Below are 18,639 nucleotides of genomic sequence, written 5' to 3' on the forward strand. Positions count from 1 at the left end.
CCATGTGCGGTATCTTTGGCTACTGGGATCGCATACAACAGTCGTTGGACGATAAAGTCCTGCGCGGTATGGCGCAAGCGCTGGTGCACCGCGGACCGGACGACGAAGGCATCCACCACCAGCCCCAGCGGGGTGTAGCTATCGGCAACCGGCGCCTGTCCATCATCGATCTAGGCGGCGGTCACCAGCCCTTTGTCAGCGACGACGGCTTGGTTGCCGTGGTGCAAAACGGCGAAATCTTCAATCACTTGGAGTTGGCCGCCGAGCTGCGCTCGCAGGGCGTGCGTCTGCGCACGCAGTCGGACACCGAAGTCATCCTGCGCCTGTACGAGCGCGAGGGCATCTCCTGCCTGAGTCGCCTGAACGGTATGTTCGCTATTGCCATCGACGATGCGCGCGAAGACGCGTTGTATCTGGCGCGCGACCGCATCGGCGTCAAGCCCCTGTTTGTGTACGACGACGGCCAACGTATGCTGTTTGGCTCTGAGCCCAAGGCCCTGTGGCCGGCCGTTCGGCGCAAGCCTGGTATGTGCCTGGAAGCAATCCATCATTACCTGACGTTCAACTATGTCCCTGCGCCGTGGACGGCCTACGAAGGCGTGTGCCATGTCATGCCTGGCACCTGGCATAAATACACACGGGGCCGCCATGTGCAGACGCAGCGCTGGTGGAGCCTGGCAGACCAGCGTGAGCAAGACTTTGAGTTTGGCGATTGGTCCGATGAGTTCATTGCTTTGCTCGACGATGCCACCCGCATCCGCTTGCGTGCCGACGTACCCTTTGGCGCTTTCCTTTCGGGCGGGGTCGATTCGAGCACCATCGTCGGCCTGATGGCGCGGCATGTGAGAGAGCCAGTCAAGACCTTCTGCATTGGCTTTGAAGACCCGCGCTACGATGAGTCCGCCTTCGCTCTGCAGGCCGCTCAGCGTTTTGGTTGTGACCATACGATGGAGGTTGCCGAACTGAATATGTTGGCCCAGTGGCCCCGTGTGCTGCGCCATCTGGATCAGCCGCACGGCGATGCGTCCTTCATGCCCACCCTGCGCGTGAGCGAGCTGGCAGCAAAGCAGGTCAAGGTGGTGCTGACCGGCGATGGCGGCGACGAGCTGTTTGCCGGCTACGACAAATACGCCCAGTTCTTCGCACAGTCCGATGCATTTGTCTTGCCACAGGCCGCGTTCGAGCGCGGGTATTTCGACAACATTTCGCTCTTCAGCACCAAGGCCAAGGCTGCGCTATACCGGCCCGAAGTGCGCGCGCAGCTGGCCGGCATCGACAGCTTCACCGCTGCGGCCCAGCCCTGGTTTGCCGAGGCGCAGCACTTCGACCGCATCAACCAGGCGCTGTACATGGACATGCAACTGCTGCTGAGCGGCAACAACCTCGTCAAGCCCGACCGCATGGGGATGGCTGTGAGTATTGAGGCGCGCACGCCCTTTCTCGACTGGCGTGTGATGGAATTCGCCTTCCGCTCGCGTGGAGCGAGCAAGCTCTCGGTCAGCGGCGACAAGAAGCACTGGTTCAAACAGGCTGTGGCACCGCTGATTGGCAAAGATTTGGCTTATCGCAAGAAGCAGATGTTTACCGTGCCGGTGGGGGAGTGGTTTAAGAGCGAACTGTACGGCTGGCTACGCGACAGGCTGATTCGCAGTGAGTCTATGTGTGAATTGTTTCAAGCGTCAGTAGTGACGGCGATGCTGGACCAGCACCGCGATGGTTCATCCAACTTCACGCGCGAGCTTCGCGCGCTGGCGGCGCTTTCGATTTGGAGCGAGCAGGCGTGAGGGTCCTATGTGTTACGTATGGAGGGGGGCACATCGCGATGATGCTTCCCGTCGTCCGGGCCCTGCGCGCCATCCGGCCGAACGTGCATGTGGACCTGATTGCACTGACCACGGCTAAGTCGGCCGCGGCGGCAGCGGGAGAGAGGTCACTAGCCTTCTGTGATCTTATGCACTTGGCAGATGAACCATTTGCCAAGGAATGGGGGGAGCGGCTCACGGTGGGCAATACTCATCCTGCAGTGGATCCTGCGGAGACGGCCGCTTATATGGGTGTCAACTACTGGGATCTGACCCGGCAGCACGGTGCCGATGGTGCGCGTGTCCTGTACGCGCGTGAAGGGCGGTACGGCTTTTACCCTATACATTTTTTTCGCCGTGTCGTTGCATGCCTGTCCCCCGACGTAGTTGTAGCGACCAACTCGCCGCGCAGCGAGCATGCGGCGCTGGATGCCGCGATGGACGCGGGCATTCCCACTCTGTCGATGATCGACCTCTTTGCGATGGCTGGCGATCCGTACCTGAGGCGGGCGCGCCATGCAGACCGCGTGACTGTTATGTTGCCTCAGGTGCGGGATAACCTCGTCACTGCCGGCATGGAAGCCTCGCGGATAGTAGTGACGGGTAACCCCGCATTCGATAGCTTGTTCGATCCGGCGCAGCGCCAAGCAGCCATGGAGCTGCGCCGCTCGCTCGGCTGGGACGGCCTGAAGATATTCCTTTGGGCGGGGATCATCGAGCGCTTGCCGAGCGAGGGAGGCGCTGTCGCTCCCGGCACTGCCTTTGGCGAGGCGGTGGAGGCGGTGCTGCGTCGCTGGTGCGCGCGCCGCCCGGATGTCGCGGCCATTGTGCGCTACCACCCGAACGAGGCGCACCACTTCGCCGCGCAGCCGCCTCAGGAGCGCGTGCATCTTTCCCGGCCACTGCGCGACCCGCTGCATCCGCAGATCCTCTCCGCGCGCACCGTGCTCGTTACGGGATCCACTGTGGGTGTCGAGGCGGCTAGCGCGGGTGTGCCGGTGCTCTCACTGGAGTCATCCGGCTCGAATAGCGTTATGAGTTACGAGAAACTGGGGATTAGCCGCGGCGTGCCTTCTCTTGAAGCCCTAGAGGCCTGCCTTGATGAAGCCGCTGATTCGACGCCTAGCGTGAAGTCTGCGGAAACACAGCCTGGGCCGGCCAGTCCGAGGATCGCGCAAGAGATCATCGCCCTCGCCGGGCGCTGACGCTGCCTCGCGCCTCAGGCGAGGATGTCCCAAGAGACGGCACGGCCCTTCTCGAGGGCAGTGCGTGCTTTGTGCTGCAGCACCACGCCGAGGTATTTTGGCGCCAACCCGAGGCCTGGGCGGATCGCGCGAACGTTGCTTTCTGTGAAATGCTCGCCAGCGGCCATGTCTTCCACCACGTAAAGCGACCGGCGGTAGCGCAGCGACTTAAGCTCATCTGCAGTAGGGCCGTATTGCACACTGCCCAGGCTGCGCCACGCACGCTCGGTCTCGTCAACAAGTACGCGGAACTCCTGCGGCTCCAGCGAGAAGGTGGAGTCGACGCCACCGTCGGCCCGTGCCAGCGTGAAATGTTTCTCGATCACGGTGGCGCCGAGAGCGACGCCCGCGACCGCCGCGCCCACTCCCATCGTGTGGTCCGAGAGGCCCACTTCGCAGCCGAAGAGATCGCGCATGTGCGGGATGGTCCGCACGTGTGTGTTGTCTGGTGTGGCAGGGTATGTACTTGTGCACTTGAGCAGTACGATGTGCTCCGCGCCTGCCTCGCGCGCGGCTTGCATAGTTTCGTCCAGCTCCGCAGCCGTCGCCATACCTGTAGAGATGATCAGCGGCTTGCCGGTGGCCGCCACTTTTCGAACCAAAGGTAGGTCTGTGTTCTCGAAAGACGAGATTTTGTAGCAAGGAACGCCTAGTCCCTCGAGGAAGTCGACTGCGGTTGCATCGAAGGGCGTTGAGAAGCCAACTATTCCATGGCTACGGCAACGTTCAAAGATCGCCTCGTGCCATTCCCAGGGCGTGTGGGCTTCTCGGTAGAGGTCATAGAGAGTGCGGCCGGTCCAAAGGTTGGCCGGGTCCGAAACGAAAAACTCGCCGGTGGCGAGGGGCAGCGTCATCGTGTCAGCGGTGTACGTCTGAATCTTCAGACCGTGCGCCCCGCTCGCAGCGGCGGCATCGACGATAGCAAGCGCGCGATCCAGCGAGTGGTTGTGGTTGCCGGACATTTCTGCGATCACGAATGGGGCGTGGCCGGTGCCGATCTTGCGGCCTGCGATCTGGAAAGGTTTCTGGCTCATCGGGCTTCCTGGGGGGCAGGTGCGGGAGCGTAGGCTTCCTTCTCCTTGTAGAGGAAAGACATGGCGACGCGCTCGGATGGGTCGGTCGTGAAGTGCCGGCCCGAGTGGGAAAAGCTGCGCTTGGCGAACAGGTGGTAACCCGCCGACCCCGTGAAGAGTGCGGGGTAGTCCTGTTTGTAGGAGAAGAGGCCCTGCCGGTGGTGGTATTCCCGCCGGTGAGGCTGGTGCGGATCGAAATCGAGGATGACGAGGAAGCCGCCATACTTGAGAACGCGATCTGCCTCGGCAACCGCAGCGAGCAGCTCAGTGCGGCCCACTAGGTAGAGGCAGAAGCCGAAGTACACAATGTCGAAGCTCGCGTCTGCCCAAGGTAGCTTGTCGGCCGTGCCGGTGCGTAGGTCGACGCGGCCCGAGGCGCCGAAGCGCTCGCGGCCATAGTCAATCGCCTTGCCAGAGGGATCGAGCCCCGCGGCGCGCGCGTCGAAGAAGCGGGCAAGCCAATCGGTCTTATGCCCGTCGCCACAGCCAATCTCCAGAAGGCTGTCGATTTCATCCCGGAAGGGCGCGAGCTCCGATACGAGGAGCTCGCATTCGAAGTGGTTCTCATGCGCCTCGTAGGCGCCCCGGTTGCGTTCGAACCAGGCGTCGCCCTCCTTCTCGATGAAGGCGCTGGTTTGCGGTACGGCTAAAGTCATGCGGTTACACCCGGAGGAGATTGACGAGGAAGTAGACAACGGGGTCGTAGTGGTTCGGCACGCGCTCGTAGTCCAGGAACAAGGCTGCATCCGCGATGTTCCAAGATACGTGCCCAAGCAGCATCATGATCATGAGCGTGCGGGGCGCGCCAATGCGCAGAAAGTGGCCTTCGACCGTCTGCTCGCGCGACGCCGACGTTACCTCGGCGCTTCCCATCGGAACCAGGAAGACCTGCGCCATTTCCGGAGAGTCGAGTACAAGCGTCCAGTCCGGGTAGATGCTGTTGGCCTCCTGGTAGTCCCAGAGTCGTGCGCGGGCCTGGCGCACCAGCCGTTCGAGTGGTACCCCGGACCCGAATTCGAACTTCTCGTGATCGTAGCGGTAGTTGGCCGTGACGCTGTCTAACCATGCCTGACGCTCTTCATCTGTGTAGTTGCGGTAGGGTGCCTCGGGTTGGTAGCGGCCCGTCTCGAAGTCGAAGCGCTGCCCGGAGTTGACGAGTAGCAGGCGGTCAGTCAGGCCGGCCCGTTCGATCGGCCCACGCATGGCTGCGGGCGTGGTCGGGTGCGCGACGAATTCGTTGAGCGCTGCCCGCGAGCCTGCGATGGCGTACTGATCGGCGAAGGGCATGACGCGTTTTGGGTCGAGGGCCTTCACCGTTTCGATGAAGGCTTCGCCACGCATGGAGCGGATGCGGTCGCGCTCGGCGCGCTTCTCTTCGTCGGAAAGATTGACGTAGCACGACGGGTAGCCCGAGCCGCCCGAGTAGGGGAGCATTGCGAGGTCGGGGCGGCCATAGGCTGAGCGCACGTACTCGATCATCGCTGGGTGAGGCTGGCAGTCGTTGGCGTTGAAGATGACATACTCGTCCCAGCGCAGCACGAGCGCCGAGTCGATGGCGCTCGCCATGGCGTCTGAAGGGTCTGGTTCGACCATGTCCACGACGAGACCTGGCTGCAGTTCCATCGGCGAGCGCGGCGGGATGACGCAAATGTCCCGGAACCCGAGCTTGTTGCGGATTAGGAAGTCGACGACGAAGTTTGGTTTACGGCCCATCACGAGAACGACGGCGTTGCGGTCGAGCCGCTCCAGCGTCCCGAGCGAGCAGTGGTCCTCGTGGATGTGAGAGATATAGATGTAGTCGAGCCTGCCTACGTCCTCCACATGCGCGCTGAGCGGAGGGAAATGCACCCAAGAGCCGTGGAAGATTCCATCATCCAGCCAAGGGTCCATAAGCATCCGCACGCCACGGTGCTCCAGGATGGCCGTAGCGCCGCCGAAGTTGAACAGTTCCATACGCTTCGCTTCCTAGCGCGCCACCGCGAATGCAACGACTTGGCGACCCAGGTTCAAGCCAGCGAGCGCGCGGTAGTAGTCGCGCATCTCCCTCGTCTTGCCCTGGGCCCGCAGGTTCGCCTCAAAGGCCACGCGTTTCTGGTGACACGTGCGGCCGAGTTCGGCGTCGCCGACGTAGCGGTCACCCATGAGGAGGAACATCTCTAGCGGGAACGAGGCTTCCAGCACGCGGACCTCGAACCCGTTGCCTTCCAGCAGCTCCTTGAGCGTCGTCCCGCTGAAGTAGTTGAGGTGCGCAGGCGGTGCGACCCACCATTCCCGCAGTCCATGTACGGCCTGTCCAGCCGTCTGGAACGTGTTGAACTCGTTCGGGACGTCAATGACTAGCACGCCGCCCGGGCGGATAACTTTCTCTCGGATCTCGCGCACGACGGCTTCAGGGTCAGCGAGGTGCTCGAGGACGTTGAGCAGTGTCACGGCGTCGAAACGCTCGCCGAAGACGTCCATGCGTTCCATGCCCGCCTGCTTCACGGTCAGGCCGATCTTCGTGCCGTGCGCGATGGCTTCTGGTGCAGGATCGAAACCGTAGCCCACCACACCACACGACTGCCAGCGCGCGAGCGCCTGGCACCATCCGCAGCCGACGTCCAGCAGCTTCGTCCCTGCGGCCGGCCGTCCCGACAGCTCGACGATGGTCTCCAGCAGGTCGTCATAGTGGCCCTCGTAGAAGCCTCGGTCCAAGTCGATGGTCTGCAGGGCGGAATCGTTCAGGCCCTGGTAGCTGGCGGCGTAGAACTCCTGAGCGTAGTAGCGTGAGATATCCTCAGGCGAGGGCGTGGGGTCGATCTGCAGAAAGCCGTAGCGGGAGTGTTTCTTCAGCGATTGGGTCATGGGTCGATGCCTGCGTTATCCCCTCCCGCGATATATCGAGCGAGGCCTTTCCAGCCGATGTTGGCGACCACATCAAGTACGGAGAGGTGGCTCACGAAGCCACATGCGCCCTGCTGTGGGTAGGCGGAAGCGGGAAACTCGTCGAATTCTAGTTTGATCGCCGCCTGCTCCTTGAAACCGTCGGTCTCCAGATACTCCCGAGCGCCTGGCGGAGAGATGTAAGTCGTGGCGCCGAGCAGGCCGCAGATGGATAACACCCGTCCGGTGCGTGCACCGCCGACGCCAAGCGTGCTTGAGCGCAGACGCTCTGTGACGAGGCCCATCACCTCACAGCAGTGCTCGATCAATGCGATGTTGAGGAGGGCTAGAGATGTCACTTCTGTACTTCTGGCGGCCAGGCGCATGAGGGCCAGCGCATCGTCCGCGTGGGGATGCCGTCCGTAAGCGTTAGTGACGAGCGCGAGGTGCTTGCGGCGCCAGTGCGCTGCGTCTTCCACCTGCACCTCCAACAGGGTCTCGCCCAATCGTAGGCGGCGCACCGGGACGGTGAGCCAGTGCGCCCGCCCGTTCAGCAGGACGCGGTTGCGCTGGTGCCAGGTGCCGCGTTCGTACTGCGCGTCGTCCAGGTACACGAAGCGGTCGGCCCGCGCCACCAGCCGCAGGTAGCCCGCCCAGGGCATGTAAGTGGGTTGCATGATGGCGACCTTCATCGGGCCAGCCACTCCGCACGCAGTAGCGCCCAGCGTTCCTGGTCGAGGAAGCGTCCGTCCTCCAAGATCGACTCGCGCTCGAACCCCTCGCTGCGGAAGCCGAGGCTCCCATACAAGTGGCGGGCGCGGGGATTGTCGTCTCGTGTATGGAGCCAGACGCGGTTCATGCCCAGCGACCCGAAAGCCTCTGCGAGGCCGAGTGTCATGGCGCGGCGCCCCGTGCCCCGGCCCTGTGCACGGACCTCGCCGATGTAGATCTGCAGGTAGGCGCTCGCATGCCGCTGGTTGAGGTCGAGCAGGAAATTCCCGAGATGCGCGTCGTCCGCAACAATGGCCCAGGCGGCGAGCCCGGTGCGCTGGAGGCGCCACTGGCGGTGGCCTTCCAGGGTGACGGCCCGCGTGATGCCGAAGCTGGCGCGGATGGCCGGGTCGTTCAACCATTGTACGGTGGCCGCATCGTGTTCGTCCGACCACGGGACAAGGCGTACGCTGGTGGCTTCGCCGCTCACCGTACTCGCTCCGCCATCCAGCCGGCCAGCCGCTCGGCGCCCAGGCCGTCCACCGCCCCTGTCAGGCGGCTGCGCTGCGAGCGCAGTGCGGCCGCGTTGCTGAGCCAGCGCGCCAGCGCGCCGCGCTGGCCCTCGCCGAAATCGCAAGCCTCCCCGAGATCGAGCAGCCAGCCTTCGCTCGCTAGGCGCTCTATCACGGGGCGCTGCGATGGTGCCGTGGTGACGCATGCCGTGGGCAGCCCCAGGCAGAAGCGTTCCCACAGCGTACCGCCGGGTGCGCCCACCGCGCAGTCACAGCGGGCCATTGTCGATGCCACTTCGCGAGTGGCTACCAAGGCTTCGAGCCGCCCGCCGGATGCGTCGGCGAATTCGCGCAGAACCTGGGCGGATGGGCCTTCCTGGCCCAGTACGGCGATGACTCGGGCGCTGGCGAACCAGTCGAGCAGGGCTTTCGCGATGGGAAGGGTAGCACCGGCAGGGTCGGTCCCTCCGAGCGCGAGGTGGATACGCAGGCCACCTCTAGCCTCCGATAGCGTTCGTACATTGCCGATTCTGGCTGTGGCGAACTCCTCCCGCAACAGGCACCATGTCGGGCCGAGCAGGAGCTCGCAGCCCTCGGTCGAGAGCGCGCGATAAGCGGCGGCCTCCGCGCAGGGAGAGGGGTCGAGTACGGCGTCCACGGCGAGCGGCCGGTTGGCGAGGTCGTCGATCGCAAGGAGCCTGGGAGCGGCCCTGCGGACAGCCTCATGCCAGCGCGCGTCGAGGCCGTAATGGTCGATCACGAGCCAGTCGGGCCGTAGGGTTCCCAACGCGCGCAGTGTTGCTGCTGCATCCTCGCGGGCCTCGAGACCTTCGGGGATGAGGCTGGTTTGGTGGCCGGCGGCTTCTATGCCCGCGACCCAGTACCGTAGCGTTTCCGTACCGACGAAGTGGCAGTGAATACCCCGGGCGTGCAGGCGAGCTGCCAGTGCAAGGCAGCGGCTGAGATGACCCTGGCCTGTCGCCGGCGACGCATCAGTGCGGAACGCGACACGCAGCATCATCTGATCTTGAAAAGCGGCTCCAGCGGCTTACAGCGCAGCAGCTCGGCCATGCGCCCCTCAAGCGCGCCAGCGCGCATGAGGGGGAAGACCTCGTCGTACACGGTTAGGAGGTCGGTGATGTCCTCCGGGGTATGTGCGAAGGTGAGGTTGTGCGTGCCGTAGGCAAGAATGCCGCGCTGGAACATCTCCTGCATAAATAGCGTCTTGCTGTGGAAGGAGGAGCAGCCGGGGACGTCCTTGAGAATCAGGAATGACCAGCTAGGATGCCCAGTCGACGTCATCAGCTCCTGCGTACCGTGTTTGTCGATCAGGCCCTGTACGCCCGCCATGAGCTCGGTACCGAGCTTCGTGAGGTACCCGGTGACATCCTGGGATGCGACCTTGTCGAGCGTTGCGCAGGAGGCGGCCAGCGAGAGCGCTTCGCCGCCGAAAGTGAACGAGAAAAACACTTCCTCCATGAACTTCATCACATCGGCGCGCCCGGCAATCGCCGCCAGGGGATACCCGTTGGCGAGACCCTTGCCGAAGCAGGCGAGGTCGGGCGTGATGCCCAGGAACTCCTGCGCTCCTCCGGGGGCATAGCGGAAGCCGGTGATCGTCTCGTCGAATACCAGCAGCGCGCCGTTCTTGCGGCACAGCTTTTGCACCTCTTCAAGGAAGCCAGGTTTGGGCTCTGTGATGTTCATCGGCTCCATCACGATAGCCGCTATCGCGCCCGGGTGGGTCGCGAAGAGGGCCGCAAGGGAGTCGATATCGTTGTAGGTCCAGCTGTGCGTTAGGCTGCGCACTGCCTGGGGCACGCCGAGGTTGCGCGCGGTGGAGCCGATATACCAGTCCTGCCAGCCGTGGTAGCCGCACACCGCGATGTGATCGCGGCCCGTGAACGCGCGTGCGACGCGCACCGCGCCGGCTGTGGCGTCCGATCCGTTCTTACCGAAGCGTACTTTCTCGGCGCAAGGCACCATACGAACGATGCGCTCGGCGACCTCGATCTCGATCTCTGTGCTTAGCGTGAAGATTGTGCCCTTGCGCAGCTGCGTCTCCACGGCCGCGGTGACGTCTGGGTCACAGTAGCCCAGCGTGACGGAGGCGAGGGCGTTGATGTAATCTGTGTACTCGTTGCCGTCTATATCCCAGACGCGGCTTCCCTTGCCATGGCTGACGAAGTATGGAGATACGCCATATGGGTACTGCGTGCGGCTCTTGCTGAATGTCTGTGCGCCGAGCGGGATCACCTTTTCGGCGCGGGCGAGCATTGCTTGTGATTTCGTGAATATCTTCATTCCATATCCTGAGGGGCCGGCGAGGCGTCTCGCTGCAGGGACTTGTAATAGCCCTCATTGCGCAGGATCCCGCTGTTGATAGTGGCCAGCATTGGTTCATTGTCCAGCAATTGCAGTACGTCTTCCATTGAAAAGCGCGGATTGCTGGGGTACAGGCGCTCGAACACTTGCGAAACGAAAACAAAATCACGCGCCTCGTCGACGGTCCAGCGAAGCGCGGAGAGGTCAGTCCCGTTTCTGATCTCGCCAAGGCGGAAGCGCTCTGGCCGGCTGTGGACGAAAGCGGTAACGTGCTCGCGCTCGCTGGGCAGGCGTGCCTCGGCTGCTGCCGCAGCGAGCACGCAAGCGCGAAGGCATTCGGCGTCGAGACCATCGGGAAAGGTGGGGGTCAGCGCGCTGGAGACATAGTCGAAGCCGCCTTCTAGCGCCTTGTGTACTACGCGGTCGATGACGACGGGGTCGGCGAGGGGACAGTCGCCAGTGAGCCGTACGATCCATTCGGGAGCAAAGGGGAGCGCGGCGCCTGCGAAGCGGTCTAGTACGTCGTCCAAGCTGCCCCGGTGCACGTCCACGCCCAGGGTAAGGCAGAGATCCCAGATCGGGTTATCACTCACGTCGGCGCTGGTGGCGACCACCATGCGTGAGATGGTCTCGCAGCGCCGCACCCGCTCGATCTGGTGGGCAAGCAGCGGTTTGCCACAAGTGCGCAGCAGCGCCTTGCCAGGCAGGCGGCTTGAGCTCATGCGCACCTGGAGGATGGCAAGGACGGGGGTTGCGCTCATGCCCCTCCCCAGCGGCGCGGATCTATCCAGGCAGGGTCGTCGTTGGCCCACCCGCTCCAATCCAGGACGGGCGCCGATGCGAGCGCTTTCGCGATCTGCCGCAGCTCCTCCGCTCGGGTTACTCCGATGACGGCTACCCCGAGCGCAGGATTTGAGCGAAAAAAGCTCATGCATGCCTGTACCGGACTCATACCCTGCTGCTGCGACCAGTTTTGAAGACGTCGTACCCATTCGCCGCTCCCGGTAAACCGGCTTTCCACAAACGAGGGCGGAGCCAGCAGCAGGCCCTGCAGGAACAGAGACCGGGCGTGGATTTCCACGCCCATATTGTGCAGTGCCTGCGCTGCGGGCCCGCGCACGAGTCGCTGGTCAGCAATGCTGGCGGGAACCTGCACGATGTCAAAGGGGCGCTCCGCACGGCCGTACAGCGAGAAGAGTGCGTCGACTTGCTCCTCGTCGTAGACGGAGACGCCTACCCGCGTGGCCGTGCCTTCTTCACGCAGAGCCAAGAGCCAGTCGTGGAGCCGTTCGCCGCCAGGGACGAGAAGATCGTCGGCATGGTGAACCAGGAGCGCGGCTGGCTGTCCGTGCCGTATGCCGAGCCGCGATCGGGAGCGTGCCCATGCCACCTGGAACGGCTCGAGGTCGTCTGCTCCGAAGCACCTCTTGTGAATCGCAGGGGTCTTGGTGATGATTTCCCAGGGCGCATCCGGCTGGCCGCCCAAGAGCAAACCGAGACGTTCCTCGCTGTCACCGTAGCCGCCCGCAGTATCCAAGAGTGTCCAGCCGCACGCGGCGGCTTCGGCAAGAACCTCCTGCGCCGTGTCGTTGCCGAGGCGGCCTCTCGTGTTAGTGATCCCATAGTTCAGCCCGAACTGCGCTGTTCCCAGCGCGATCCTCTGGTTCGTAGAGACAGTCATCGCGGTGCCACCGCTGTCAGCACTGTCTCGATCACGGTACCGAGCTGTTCCGGCGTGATGGCTGCGTACATCGGAAGTGAGATCGCTTCGCGGTAGTATGACTCAGACTTGGGGAAGTCGCCCCAGCGGAAGCCTAGCGCTTGGTAGTAGGGCTGTGTGTGGATCGGGATGTAGTGAACGTTAACACCGAGTCCGGCCTCGCGCAGACGGGCGAATACGGCGTCGCGGCCGCCCGCGAGGCAAGCGGGAACGCGGACGGGATACAGGTGCAGGGCCGATCGACAGCCTTCGTCCGGTGGCGGGAGGCCGAGGTCGCTTTTTGACAGGGCCGTATCGTAGGCGTAGCGGACTTCGCGGCGGCGCTCTACAAAAGCGTTGATACGGCGCAGCTGGCTGCGACCCAAGGCTGCCTGCAGGTCGGTGATTCGGTAGTTGAAACCAAGTTCGATTTGTTGGTAGTACCAAGGGCCATCGGGTTCGCTCGTCATCTGAGCTGGGTCGCGCGTGATCCCGTGGGTGCGGAACAGACGCATGCGCTGAGCGAGTTCAGCGTTGTGTGTTACCGCCATACCGCCTTCGCCGCTCGTGATGATCTTGACCGGGTGGAAACTGAAGACCGTGATGTCCGCCAGCCCGTGCCCACCGACCGGCGCGCCCCCAAGCGTTCCGCCGATGGCATGCGATGCGTCCTCGACAATCGCAAAGCCGTATTCCTCAGCCAGCGCCCGGATCTCACCCATGCGACATGAGCGGCCAGCAAAGTCTACGGGGATCACGACCTTCGGCAACCGGCCTGCAGCGCGCGCACGGGTGAGGCGTGCTGCTAGGTCGCTGGGGTCCATGTTGAGGTCATCACCGATGTCGACAAAGCCGACATCAGCCCCGCAGTAGCGGGCACAGTTGGCCGAGGCCGTGAAACTGTTCGGACTGGTCCATACGAGGTCGCCCTGTCCTACACCAAGCGCCGCGCAGGCCATGTGCAGCGCGGAGGTGGCGCTGTTGACAGCGATGGCGTGAGGAGCACCGCAGAATAAAGATGTTTCCTTCTCGAAACCCTCTATTTCGGGACCTTGCGTCAAGTAGTCCGAGCGGAGCACCCGCACGACTGCTTCGATGTCTTCGCCGTTGATATCCTGGCGGCCGTAGGGAATCATGCTCAATGGCCCAATCCGCTTTCCATCGCCTGCGCATTGAATGCGCGGATCTCGGGGACTGAGAGAAAGTGCGTATTGTTGCCGGAGTGGTACTCGAAGCCTTGGGCGACCGGCGTTCCCATCGCGCCTTGGGCGTCGGTGACGTAGTCGAGCGTCTCTCCGTAAAACTTGATCGTGGGACGAATGACGTAGTGGTTCTTGAACTCTAGCGTTAAGTGTGAATCATCGGCCGGACACATGATTTCGTGAAGCTTCTCACCGGGGCGGATGCCGATTTCGTGCTGTGCAATGCCGGGCGCCATGGCATTCGCAAGGTCCACCATACGGATAGAGGGGATCTTGGGTACAAAGATCTCTCCTCCATGCATGCGGGTAAATTTGTCCAGAACAAAATCGACGCCCTTTTGGAGGCTGATCCAAAACCGTGTCATGCGGCTGTCTGTGATCGGTAGGCTATTTGCGCCTTCTGCCAGAAGTTTCTGGAAGAGAGGCACAACTGAGCCGCGCGAGCCGACCACATTGCCATAGCGCACCACTGCGAAACGGGAGCGGCCGCTCCCCACCAAGTTGTTGGCCGCTACGAAGAGCTTGTCGGAAACCAGCTTGGTCGCGCCATACAGGTTGATGGGGTTGGCCGCCTTATCAGTGGATAGCGCGATAACCTTCTCAACATTGTTCGCGATCGCAGCCCGGATGACGTTCTCTGCGCCATGAATATTTGTTTTGATGCACTCCATGGGGTTGTACTCTGCCGCAGGCACTTGCTTAAGGGCTGCAGCGTGAATGACGTAGTCGATGCCCTTCATCGCTTGAGCAAGGCGCTCGTAGTCGCGCACATCTCCTAGAAAGTAGCGCATGCTTGGGTCGTTAAAGCGTTGTGCCATTTCGTACTGTTTCAGCTCGTCGCGCGAAAAAACAACAATGCGCCCCGGCTTGTTGTTCTCCAGCAAGGTCTTGACATACTGCTTGCCGAATGACCCGGTACCCCCGGTGATCAGGATAGATTTTCCGCTAAACATATTATTGGAGGTGCATACTTCGAGTTTTTCGGGCGCTGGGCATGTTTGCCAGATAATAGTCGAAGTCAACAGGCCGGTAGGTTTCGGTGCCCGTGTCCATATTTCGTCATCTCCTGATATCCCAGTGCTGCTGAAGCAATCACGCCTTGCCCGTTTTTTGAGCAGTCCAAACCCACTGCAGATCGGTGTGGACGCGATTGTTGTTATGGCTGCTTGGTGGATGGCATTCCTACTGCGCTACAACTTCGAAATCCCCTCGGAAGTTCTCCCTCTTGTGTTGCGTACCGCAGCGATTGCTACGGCCTGTTTTGTCTTCGGACTAGCCTTGCGGCGTGTGTATCGGCAGGTCTGGCGATTTGCTGGACTGCCAGAACTGCGTCAACTCGGTACCGGGGTGTTACTAGGGGCACTTTTCACGGTCGCTGCAATCGTGATGCTGCGTTACTCTGCTGTGCCTCGCTCAGTGCTGGTAATGCATCCCATTTTGGTATTAACCTTGCTTGGAGCCTTGCGAGCAGGTTGGCGAACGCTGATCGAGCGGCGACGTACGCTGGGGCTGCCGGGTACCCCTCTTCTGATCATTGGCTCGTTACAGGATGCTTCAGACGCCCTGCGTACCCTTGGTGCTCTTAGTCAGTGGGTTCCGGTTGGGATCCTTTCACCGGTGTCGGCAGAAGTCGGGCGTTCAATCCAGAACGTGCCGGTGCTAGGGGAGCCTGTGCACATTGCCCGTGTAGCTGGTGCCATCGGTGCGTATACGGCTTTAATGGCATGTCCCCCGGGTTCGCAGGCAAGGCGCGATGCTTTGCTGCACTCCACGGGCGTGGGCCTTGCTCTTTTGGCGATGCCTCGCCCAGACGAATGGATGCGTCCGTCGACTGGGCCACGCCGCATTGAATTGGAGGATTTGCTCGGGCGCGATGCTGTTGCTCTTGACGTAAAGGGGCTGGCGGATCTGCTTTCCGGTCAGACTGTTTTGGTTACAGGGGCCGGCGGTTCTATAGGGGCCGAATTGTGTCGCCAGATTGCGCGCTTTGGTGTTGCGCGCCTTATTTGCGTGGATATCTCTGAGTTCTCCATCTACCGCCTCGAGCAAGAGTTGCGCGAAGCACACCCGCAGATGATTGGCATGTACTACACCGCTAACGTGCGCGAAGTTGAGCGTCTGTACGCCATTGCGCGCCTTTATCCGCCGAGTGTGGTTTTCCATGCGGCTGCCTACAAGCATGTTCCGCTAATGGAGTCGCTCAACGAGATCGAAGCGCTGCGTACAAATGTGCTGGGCACAATGAACGCTGCTCGTGTAGCGGGTTTGGTAGGGGCGGCGCGGTTTGTGCTGATTTCTACCGACAAGGCAGTCAATCCGACGAATGTGATGGGTGCCAGCAAGAGACTTGCTGAGCAAGTGATGCAGGCTGTGGCTTCGGAATACCTGGATACGCGTTTTGTTGCGGTGCGATTTGGGAATGTTTTGGGTTCTAGTGGATCGGTTGTTCCTTTGTTCACTGATCAAATTTTGCACGGTGGGCCATTGACTGTGACCCATCCAGATATCGTCCGGTACTTTATGACCATTCCTGAGGCTGCCCAATTGGTCTTGCAGGCAAGCTTGATGGGGAATTCGCGTCAGATTTTTGTGCTGGATATGGGAGAACCAGTCAAAATCGTCGAGTTGGCCAAGATACTGATTCGCCTATCGGGAAAGACTGAGCAAGAGATTCCTATTGTTTTTACTGGATTGAGGCCCGGCGAAAAGCTTTATGAGGAACTTTTAGCCAATGGAGAAACGACAGAGGCCACACCTCATCCTAAGCTCCATGTCGCAAAAATTGACACTTTTGGTTGCATAAATCTGGAAGTAGTTAGCCAGAGTATTTCGGACTTGGGTGCTGAGCCGTCAGCGTCCGCACTTCGCGCTTGGTTGCAGAGCCAGGTGCCAGAGTACGTAGCACGCTAAGGTGGGGTGGCTGTGGCGTGCCTACTGCGCGATCCCCGTCCGCTCCAGCACATCCCCCACCAGTTCCAGGCGGACCAGGGGGTTGTCTAGCTCCATCAACCGCTGTTTCAGCTCCAGTGGCACTGGCAGCAGTTCGCACCATCGGTTTGCCACCCAGCCGCAATCGTTCAGTTGTGCTGCAGTGGGGGTGACCAAGTGGGGCATGTCTGGGTCGCGTACCTGCAGCGTGTGCAAGACCTGCGCCAATGCAGTTGACGCCTTTTTGAGATCGTCTGGAACCGGTACTGTCAGATCCTGTTCGACGTGATCGACGTCAGCAATCCAAAGGCCGTGCTGCAGGTGATGGCGTTGAGTGATGCGAAAACGCTGGCTACCTCGGCACAACAGGGTGACCAGTCCGGGCTGGGGTGTCTCCAATTGCTCGATGATGGCCAGGGTACCGATGTCGTTGAAGCGTTCTTCTGGCGCTCCGGCTTGGCGCACTTCCTGGCCTTGGGTGAGTGCAACCACGCCGAAGGGGGCGCCTGTTCGGTGGCACTTGCGCACCATGTCCAGGTAGCGCACCTCAAACACCCTCAGAGCTAGCACTCCGTCCGGGAACAAGACAGAGCCCAGGGGGAAAAGCGGCAGGGACGACAAGGTGAGGGGTGGGGTCATGGGCGCGTGGATGCCTTCGCCCGCTATCATCCCATGACACCGTCGGCTTTTGCTGCACACCACTGTTTTTGTCTCATCCATGCTCTATCAGATCGCCTCTTTCCTGCTCGATGTTGTTGGCGGCTTGCTGACCGGAGCCTGCCTTTTGCGGCTGTACATGCAGTGGCAGCGGGTGCCGTTCTCCAACCCGGTTGGTGGGTTGGTGTTTGCGTTGACCGATTGGCTGATCATGCCGTTGCGCCGGGTGATACCTCCCGTGGGGCGTTGGGATGTGTCGAGCCTGGTGGCAGCGATGCTGGTGCAGCTGGTGCAGTACGCGTTGTTGACCTTGCTGCTCGGTGCGGGATCGGCATGGGCGTGGTTGCCCTGGTTGGCCTTGTTCGGGCTGCTGCGCGTGGCGGTCTCGGGGCTGATCGGCCTGCTGATTGTCTATGCCGTCCTGTCCTGGGTACAGGGTGGCCGTTCACCGCTGGCGGATGTGATCGCGCGCCTGTGTGAACCTGTGTTGCGTCCTTTTCGGCGCGTCATTCCGCTGATGGGCGGCTTCGACCTGTCGCCATTGGTGGCGCTGGTGGTGCTGCAGGTTGTGATGATTGTTCTGGGCCATTTGCAGGCCAGTGTGATGCGTTAAGCATCCCAAAGGCCCTATGCGCTAGCCAAATATGCTCTGTTTGCTATTGAAAATATAGCAATGCCGTGGTGAGGCCTCACTCAGTCCCCTTTTCGGGGACCGGGTATTTACATCACCGCGTCAGCAGGCAGTCGTTGCAGCATAGCCAAACTGCTGGCCACCGTGTTGCGCAGTTCGCGGCGGTCGCAGATGAAGTCCACCGCGCCCTTGGTTTGCAGGAACTCTGCACGCTGGAAGCCCTCGGGCAGGGTCACACGCACAGTGGATTCGATCACGCGCGGGCCAGCAAAGCCGATCAGCGCCTTGGGCTCGGCAATCACGATGTCGCCCACAAAGGCAAAACCTGCGCTCACGCCACCCATGGTGGGGTCGGTCAGCACGCTGATGTAGGGCAGACCCTTCTTGGCCAGGCGGGTCAGCGCTGCGTTGGTCTTGGCCATCTGCATGAGCGACAGCAGACCTTCCTGCATGCGGGCGCCGCCGGTGGCGGTAAAGCAGATGAAGGGCACCTTTTGCTCGATGGCGGTTTCCACGCCACGCACAAATCGCTCGCCCACCACGGAGCCCATGGAGCCGCCCATGAAGTCGAACTCGAAGCAGGCTGCGACCACGTTGATGCTCTTGACCGCGCCGCCCATCACGATGAGGGCGTCGGTCTCGCCGGTGTTCTCCAGGGCCTCCTTCAGGCGTTCGGGGTACTTGCGGCTGTCCTTGAACTTGAGCGCGTCTACGGGCAGCACTTCCTGGCCGATTTCGTAGCGGCCTTCAGCATCCAGAAATGCGTCCAGTCGGGCGCGCGCGCCGATGCGGTGGTGGTGGCTGCAGTGGGGGCACACATTCTGGTTGTGCTCCAGGTCGGCCTTGTAGAGCACCGTTTCGCAGCTCGGGCACTTGATCCACAGGCCTTCGGGCACCTGACGGCGCTCGGTGGGGTCGGTTTGCTGGATTTTGGCGGGCAGAAGTTTTTCGAGCCAGGACATGGTGTTCTCCTCTTCAGTGGCGCGACTTGCT

The 18,639-nt window shown here is 61.8% G+C and carries 18 protein-coding genes; 4 read left to right on the forward strand and 14 right to left on the reverse strand.

The genetic code is table 11. The features are described from left to right. Positions 1-2 precede the first annotated feature (2 nt). Both asnB and IB236_RS02630 read left to right on the forward strand, forming a co-directional pair. A complete protein-coding gene (asnB, locus tag IB236_RS02625; protein WP_192418659.1) occupies positions 3-1,784 on the forward strand; it encodes an asparagine synthase (glutamine-hydrolyzing) in 1,782 nt (593 codons plus the stop codon). Between the two features lie 41 nt (positions 1,785-1,825). Next, the gene (locus IB236_RS02630; RefSeq protein WP_225580910.1) at positions 1,826-3,007 is read left to right on the forward strand and encodes a UDP-N-acetylglucosamine 2-epimerase; all 1,182 of its coding nucleotides are present in this window, start codon (positions 1,826-1,828) and stop codon (positions 3,005-3,007) included. 14 nt (positions 3,008-3,021) lie between these two features. Here the strand turns inward: IB236_RS02630 and pseI are convergent, their stop codons facing one another. Genes pseI through pseB form a run of 12 tightly spaced genes read right to left on the reverse strand, consistent with a single transcriptional unit; the run spans position 3,022 to position 14,383 of the window. Next, positions 3,022-4,080 (reverse strand): pseudaminic acid synthase, encoded by a 1,059-nt coding sequence (gene pseI / locus IB236_RS02635; RefSeq protein ID WP_192418663.1) that lies wholly within the window; start codon positions 4,078-4,080, stop codon positions 3,022-3,024. Beyond that, complete coding sequence (locus IB236_RS02640) at positions 4,077-4,775, reverse strand: class I SAM-dependent methyltransferase (RefSeq protein WP_192418665.1); 699 nt, start codon at positions 4,773-4,775, stop codon at positions 4,077-4,079. Before IB236_RS02640 ends, pseI begins: the two co-directional genes overlap by 4 nt. A gap of 4 nt (positions 4,776-4,779) precedes the next feature. Next, positions 4,780-6,072: an MBL fold metallo-hydrolase gene (locus IB236_RS02645; RefSeq protein ID WP_192418667.1), complete on the reverse strand. Its 1,293-nt coding sequence runs from the start codon at positions 6,070-6,072 to the stop codon at positions 4,780-4,782. A gap of 12 nt (positions 6,073-6,084) precedes the next feature. Continuing rightward, positions 6,085-6,963: a bifunctional 2-polyprenyl-6-hydroxyphenol methylase/3-demethylubiquinol 3-O-methyltransferase UbiG gene (locus IB236_RS02650; protein WP_192418669.1), complete on the reverse strand. Its 879-nt coding sequence runs from the start codon at positions 6,961-6,963 to the stop codon at positions 6,085-6,087. Beyond that, positions 6,960-7,673 carry a WbqC family protein gene (locus IB236_RS02655; protein WP_192418671.1) on the reverse strand — a complete coding sequence of 238 codons (714 nt, stop codon included), beginning with the start codon at positions 7,671-7,673 and terminating at the stop codon, positions 6,960-6,962. Before IB236_RS02655 ends, IB236_RS02650 begins: the two co-directional genes overlap by 4 nt. After that, positions 7,670-8,182 (reverse strand): GNAT family N-acetyltransferase, encoded by a 513-nt coding sequence (locus IB236_RS02660; RefSeq protein ID WP_192418673.1) that lies wholly within the window; start codon positions 8,180-8,182, stop codon positions 7,670-7,672. Before IB236_RS02660 ends, IB236_RS02655 begins: the two co-directional genes overlap by 4 nt. Further along, positions 8,179-9,222 carry a UDP-2,4-diacetamido-2,4,6-trideoxy-beta-L-altropyranose hydrolase gene (pseG, locus tag IB236_RS02665; protein WP_225580911.1) on the reverse strand — a complete coding sequence of 348 codons (1,044 nt, stop codon included), beginning with the start codon at positions 9,220-9,222 and terminating at the stop codon, positions 8,179-8,181. The genes IB236_RS02660 and pseG overlap by 4 nt, the downstream gene beginning before the upstream one ends. Further along, on the reverse strand, positions 9,222-10,508 hold the full coding sequence (locus IB236_RS02670) for an aminotransferase class III-fold pyridoxal phosphate-dependent enzyme (RefSeq protein ID WP_192418677.1): 1,287 nt from the start codon (positions 10,506-10,508) through the stop codon (positions 9,222-9,224). The genes pseG and IB236_RS02670 overlap by 1 nt, the downstream gene beginning before the upstream one ends. Continuing rightward, positions 10,505-11,290 (reverse strand): cytidylyltransferase domain-containing protein, encoded by a 786-nt coding sequence (locus IB236_RS02675; protein ID WP_192418679.1) that lies wholly within the window; start codon positions 11,288-11,290, stop codon positions 10,505-10,507. Before IB236_RS02675 ends, IB236_RS02670 begins: the two co-directional genes overlap by 4 nt. Next, positions 11,287-12,210: an aldo/keto reductase gene (locus IB236_RS02680; protein ID WP_192418681.1), complete on the reverse strand. Its 924-nt coding sequence runs from the start codon at positions 12,208-12,210 to the stop codon at positions 11,287-11,289. Before IB236_RS02680 ends, IB236_RS02675 begins: the two co-directional genes overlap by 4 nt. Further along, positions 12,207-13,364 carry a UDP-4-amino-4,6-dideoxy-N-acetyl-beta-L-altrosamine transaminase gene (pseC, locus tag IB236_RS02685; RefSeq protein ID WP_192418960.1) on the reverse strand — a complete coding sequence of 386 codons (1,158 nt, stop codon included), beginning with the start codon at positions 13,362-13,364 and terminating at the stop codon, positions 12,207-12,209. Before pseC ends, IB236_RS02680 begins: the two co-directional genes overlap by 4 nt. Before the next feature lie 2 nt (positions 13,365-13,366). Then, the gene (pseB, locus tag IB236_RS02690) at positions 13,367-14,383 is read right to left on the reverse strand and encodes a UDP-N-acetylglucosamine 4,6-dehydratase (inverting) (protein ID WP_192418683.1); all 1,017 of its coding nucleotides are present in this window, start codon (positions 14,381-14,383) and stop codon (positions 13,367-13,369) included. Between the two features lie 124 nt (positions 14,384-14,507). Here pseB and IB236_RS02695 point away from each other — a divergent pair, with 124 nt between their 5' ends. Next, positions 14,508-16,340, forward strand: a complete 1,833-nt coding sequence (locus IB236_RS02695) for a polysaccharide biosynthesis protein (RefSeq protein ID WP_370539872.1) — start codon at positions 14,508-14,510, stop codon at positions 16,338-16,340. Between the two features lie 21 nt (positions 16,341-16,361). On the opposite strand, the gene IB236_RS02700 is transcribed toward IB236_RS02695, so the two are convergent. Continuing rightward, positions 16,362-16,997, reverse strand: coding sequence for an LON peptidase substrate-binding domain-containing protein (locus tag IB236_RS02700; protein ID WP_108497881.1), 636 nt, complete (start codon positions 16,995-16,997; stop codon positions 16,362-16,364). Between the two features lie 79 nt (positions 16,998-17,076). Between IB236_RS02700 and IB236_RS02705 the strand changes: the two genes are divergently transcribed. After that, positions 17,077-17,628 carry a YggT family protein gene (locus IB236_RS02705; protein WP_192418685.1) on the forward strand — a complete coding sequence of 184 codons (552 nt, stop codon included), beginning with the start codon at positions 17,077-17,079 and terminating at the stop codon, positions 17,626-17,628. A 107-nt stretch (positions 17,629-17,735) separates the two neighbouring features. Here IB236_RS02705 and accD read toward each other — a convergent pair whose 3' ends face one another. Then, entirely contained in the window at positions 17,736-18,608 is an 873-nt protein-coding gene (gene accD / locus IB236_RS02710) for an acetyl-CoA carboxylase, carboxyltransferase subunit beta (RefSeq protein WP_015013229.1), read from the reverse strand. Positions 18,609-18,639: the final 31 nt, after the last annotated feature.

This window comes from Acidovorax sp. ACV02, assembly GCF_014851475.1.
Taxonomy (GTDB): domain Bacteria; phylum Pseudomonadota; class Gammaproteobacteria; order Burkholderiales; family Burkholderiaceae_C; genus Acidovorax; species Acidovorax delafieldii.

Coding starts and splice junctions, on each gene's coding strand:
- asnB (WP_192418659.1), top strand. CDS start 3: ATGTGCGGTATCTTTGGCTACTGGGATCGCATACAACAGTCGTTGGAC.
- IB236_RS02630 (WP_225580910.1), top strand. CDS start 1,826: ATGCTTCCCGTCGTCCGGGCCCTGCGCGCCATCCGGCCGAACGTGCAT.
- pseI (WP_192418663.1), bottom strand. CDS start 4,080: ATGAGCCAGAAACCTTTCCAGATCGCAGGCCGCAAGATCGGCACCGGC.
- IB236_RS02640 (WP_192418665.1), bottom strand. CDS start 4,775: ATGACTTTAGCCGTACCGCAAACCAGCGCCTTCATCGAGAAGGAGGGC.
- IB236_RS02645 (WP_192418667.1), bottom strand. CDS start 6,072: ATGGAACTGTTCAACTTCGGCGGCGCTACGGCCATCCTGGAGCACCGT.
- IB236_RS02650 (WP_192418669.1), bottom strand. CDS start 6,963: ATGACCCAATCGCTGAAGAAACACTCCCGCTACGGCTTTCTGCAGATC.
- IB236_RS02655 (WP_192418671.1), bottom strand. CDS start 7,673: ATGAAGGTCGCCATCATGCAACCCACTTACATGCCCTGGGCGGGCTAC.
- pseG (WP_225580911.1), bottom strand. CDS start 9,222: ATGCTGCGTGTCGCGTTCCGCACTGATGCGTCGCCGGCGACAGGCCAG.
- IB236_RS02670 (WP_192418677.1), bottom strand. CDS start 10,508: ATGAAGATATTCACGAAATCACAAGCAATGCTCGCCCGCGCCGAAAAG.
- IB236_RS02675 (WP_192418679.1), bottom strand. CDS start 11,290: ATGAGCGCAACCCCCGTCCTTGCCATCCTCCAGGTGCGCATGAGCTCA.
- IB236_RS02680 (WP_192418681.1), bottom strand. CDS start 12,210: ATGACTGTCTCTACGAACCAGAGGATCGCGCTGGGAACAGCGCAGTTC.
- pseC (WP_192418960.1), bottom strand. CDS start 13,364: ATGATTCCCTACGGCCGCCAGGATATCAACGGCGAAGACATCGAAGCA.
- pseB (WP_192418683.1), bottom strand. CDS start 14,383: ATGTTTAGCGGAAAATCTATCCTGATCACCGGGGGTACCGGGTCATTC.
- IB236_RS02700 (WP_108497881.1), bottom strand. CDS start 16,997: ATGACCCCACCCCTCACCTTGTCGTCCCTGCCGCTTTTCCCCCTGGGC.
- IB236_RS02705 (WP_192418685.1), top strand. CDS start 17,077: ATGCTCTATCAGATCGCCTCTTTCCTGCTCGATGTTGTTGGCGGCTTG.
- accD (WP_015013229.1), bottom strand. CDS start 18,608: ATGTCCTGGCTCGAAAAACTTCTGCCCGCCAAAATCCAGCAAACCGAC.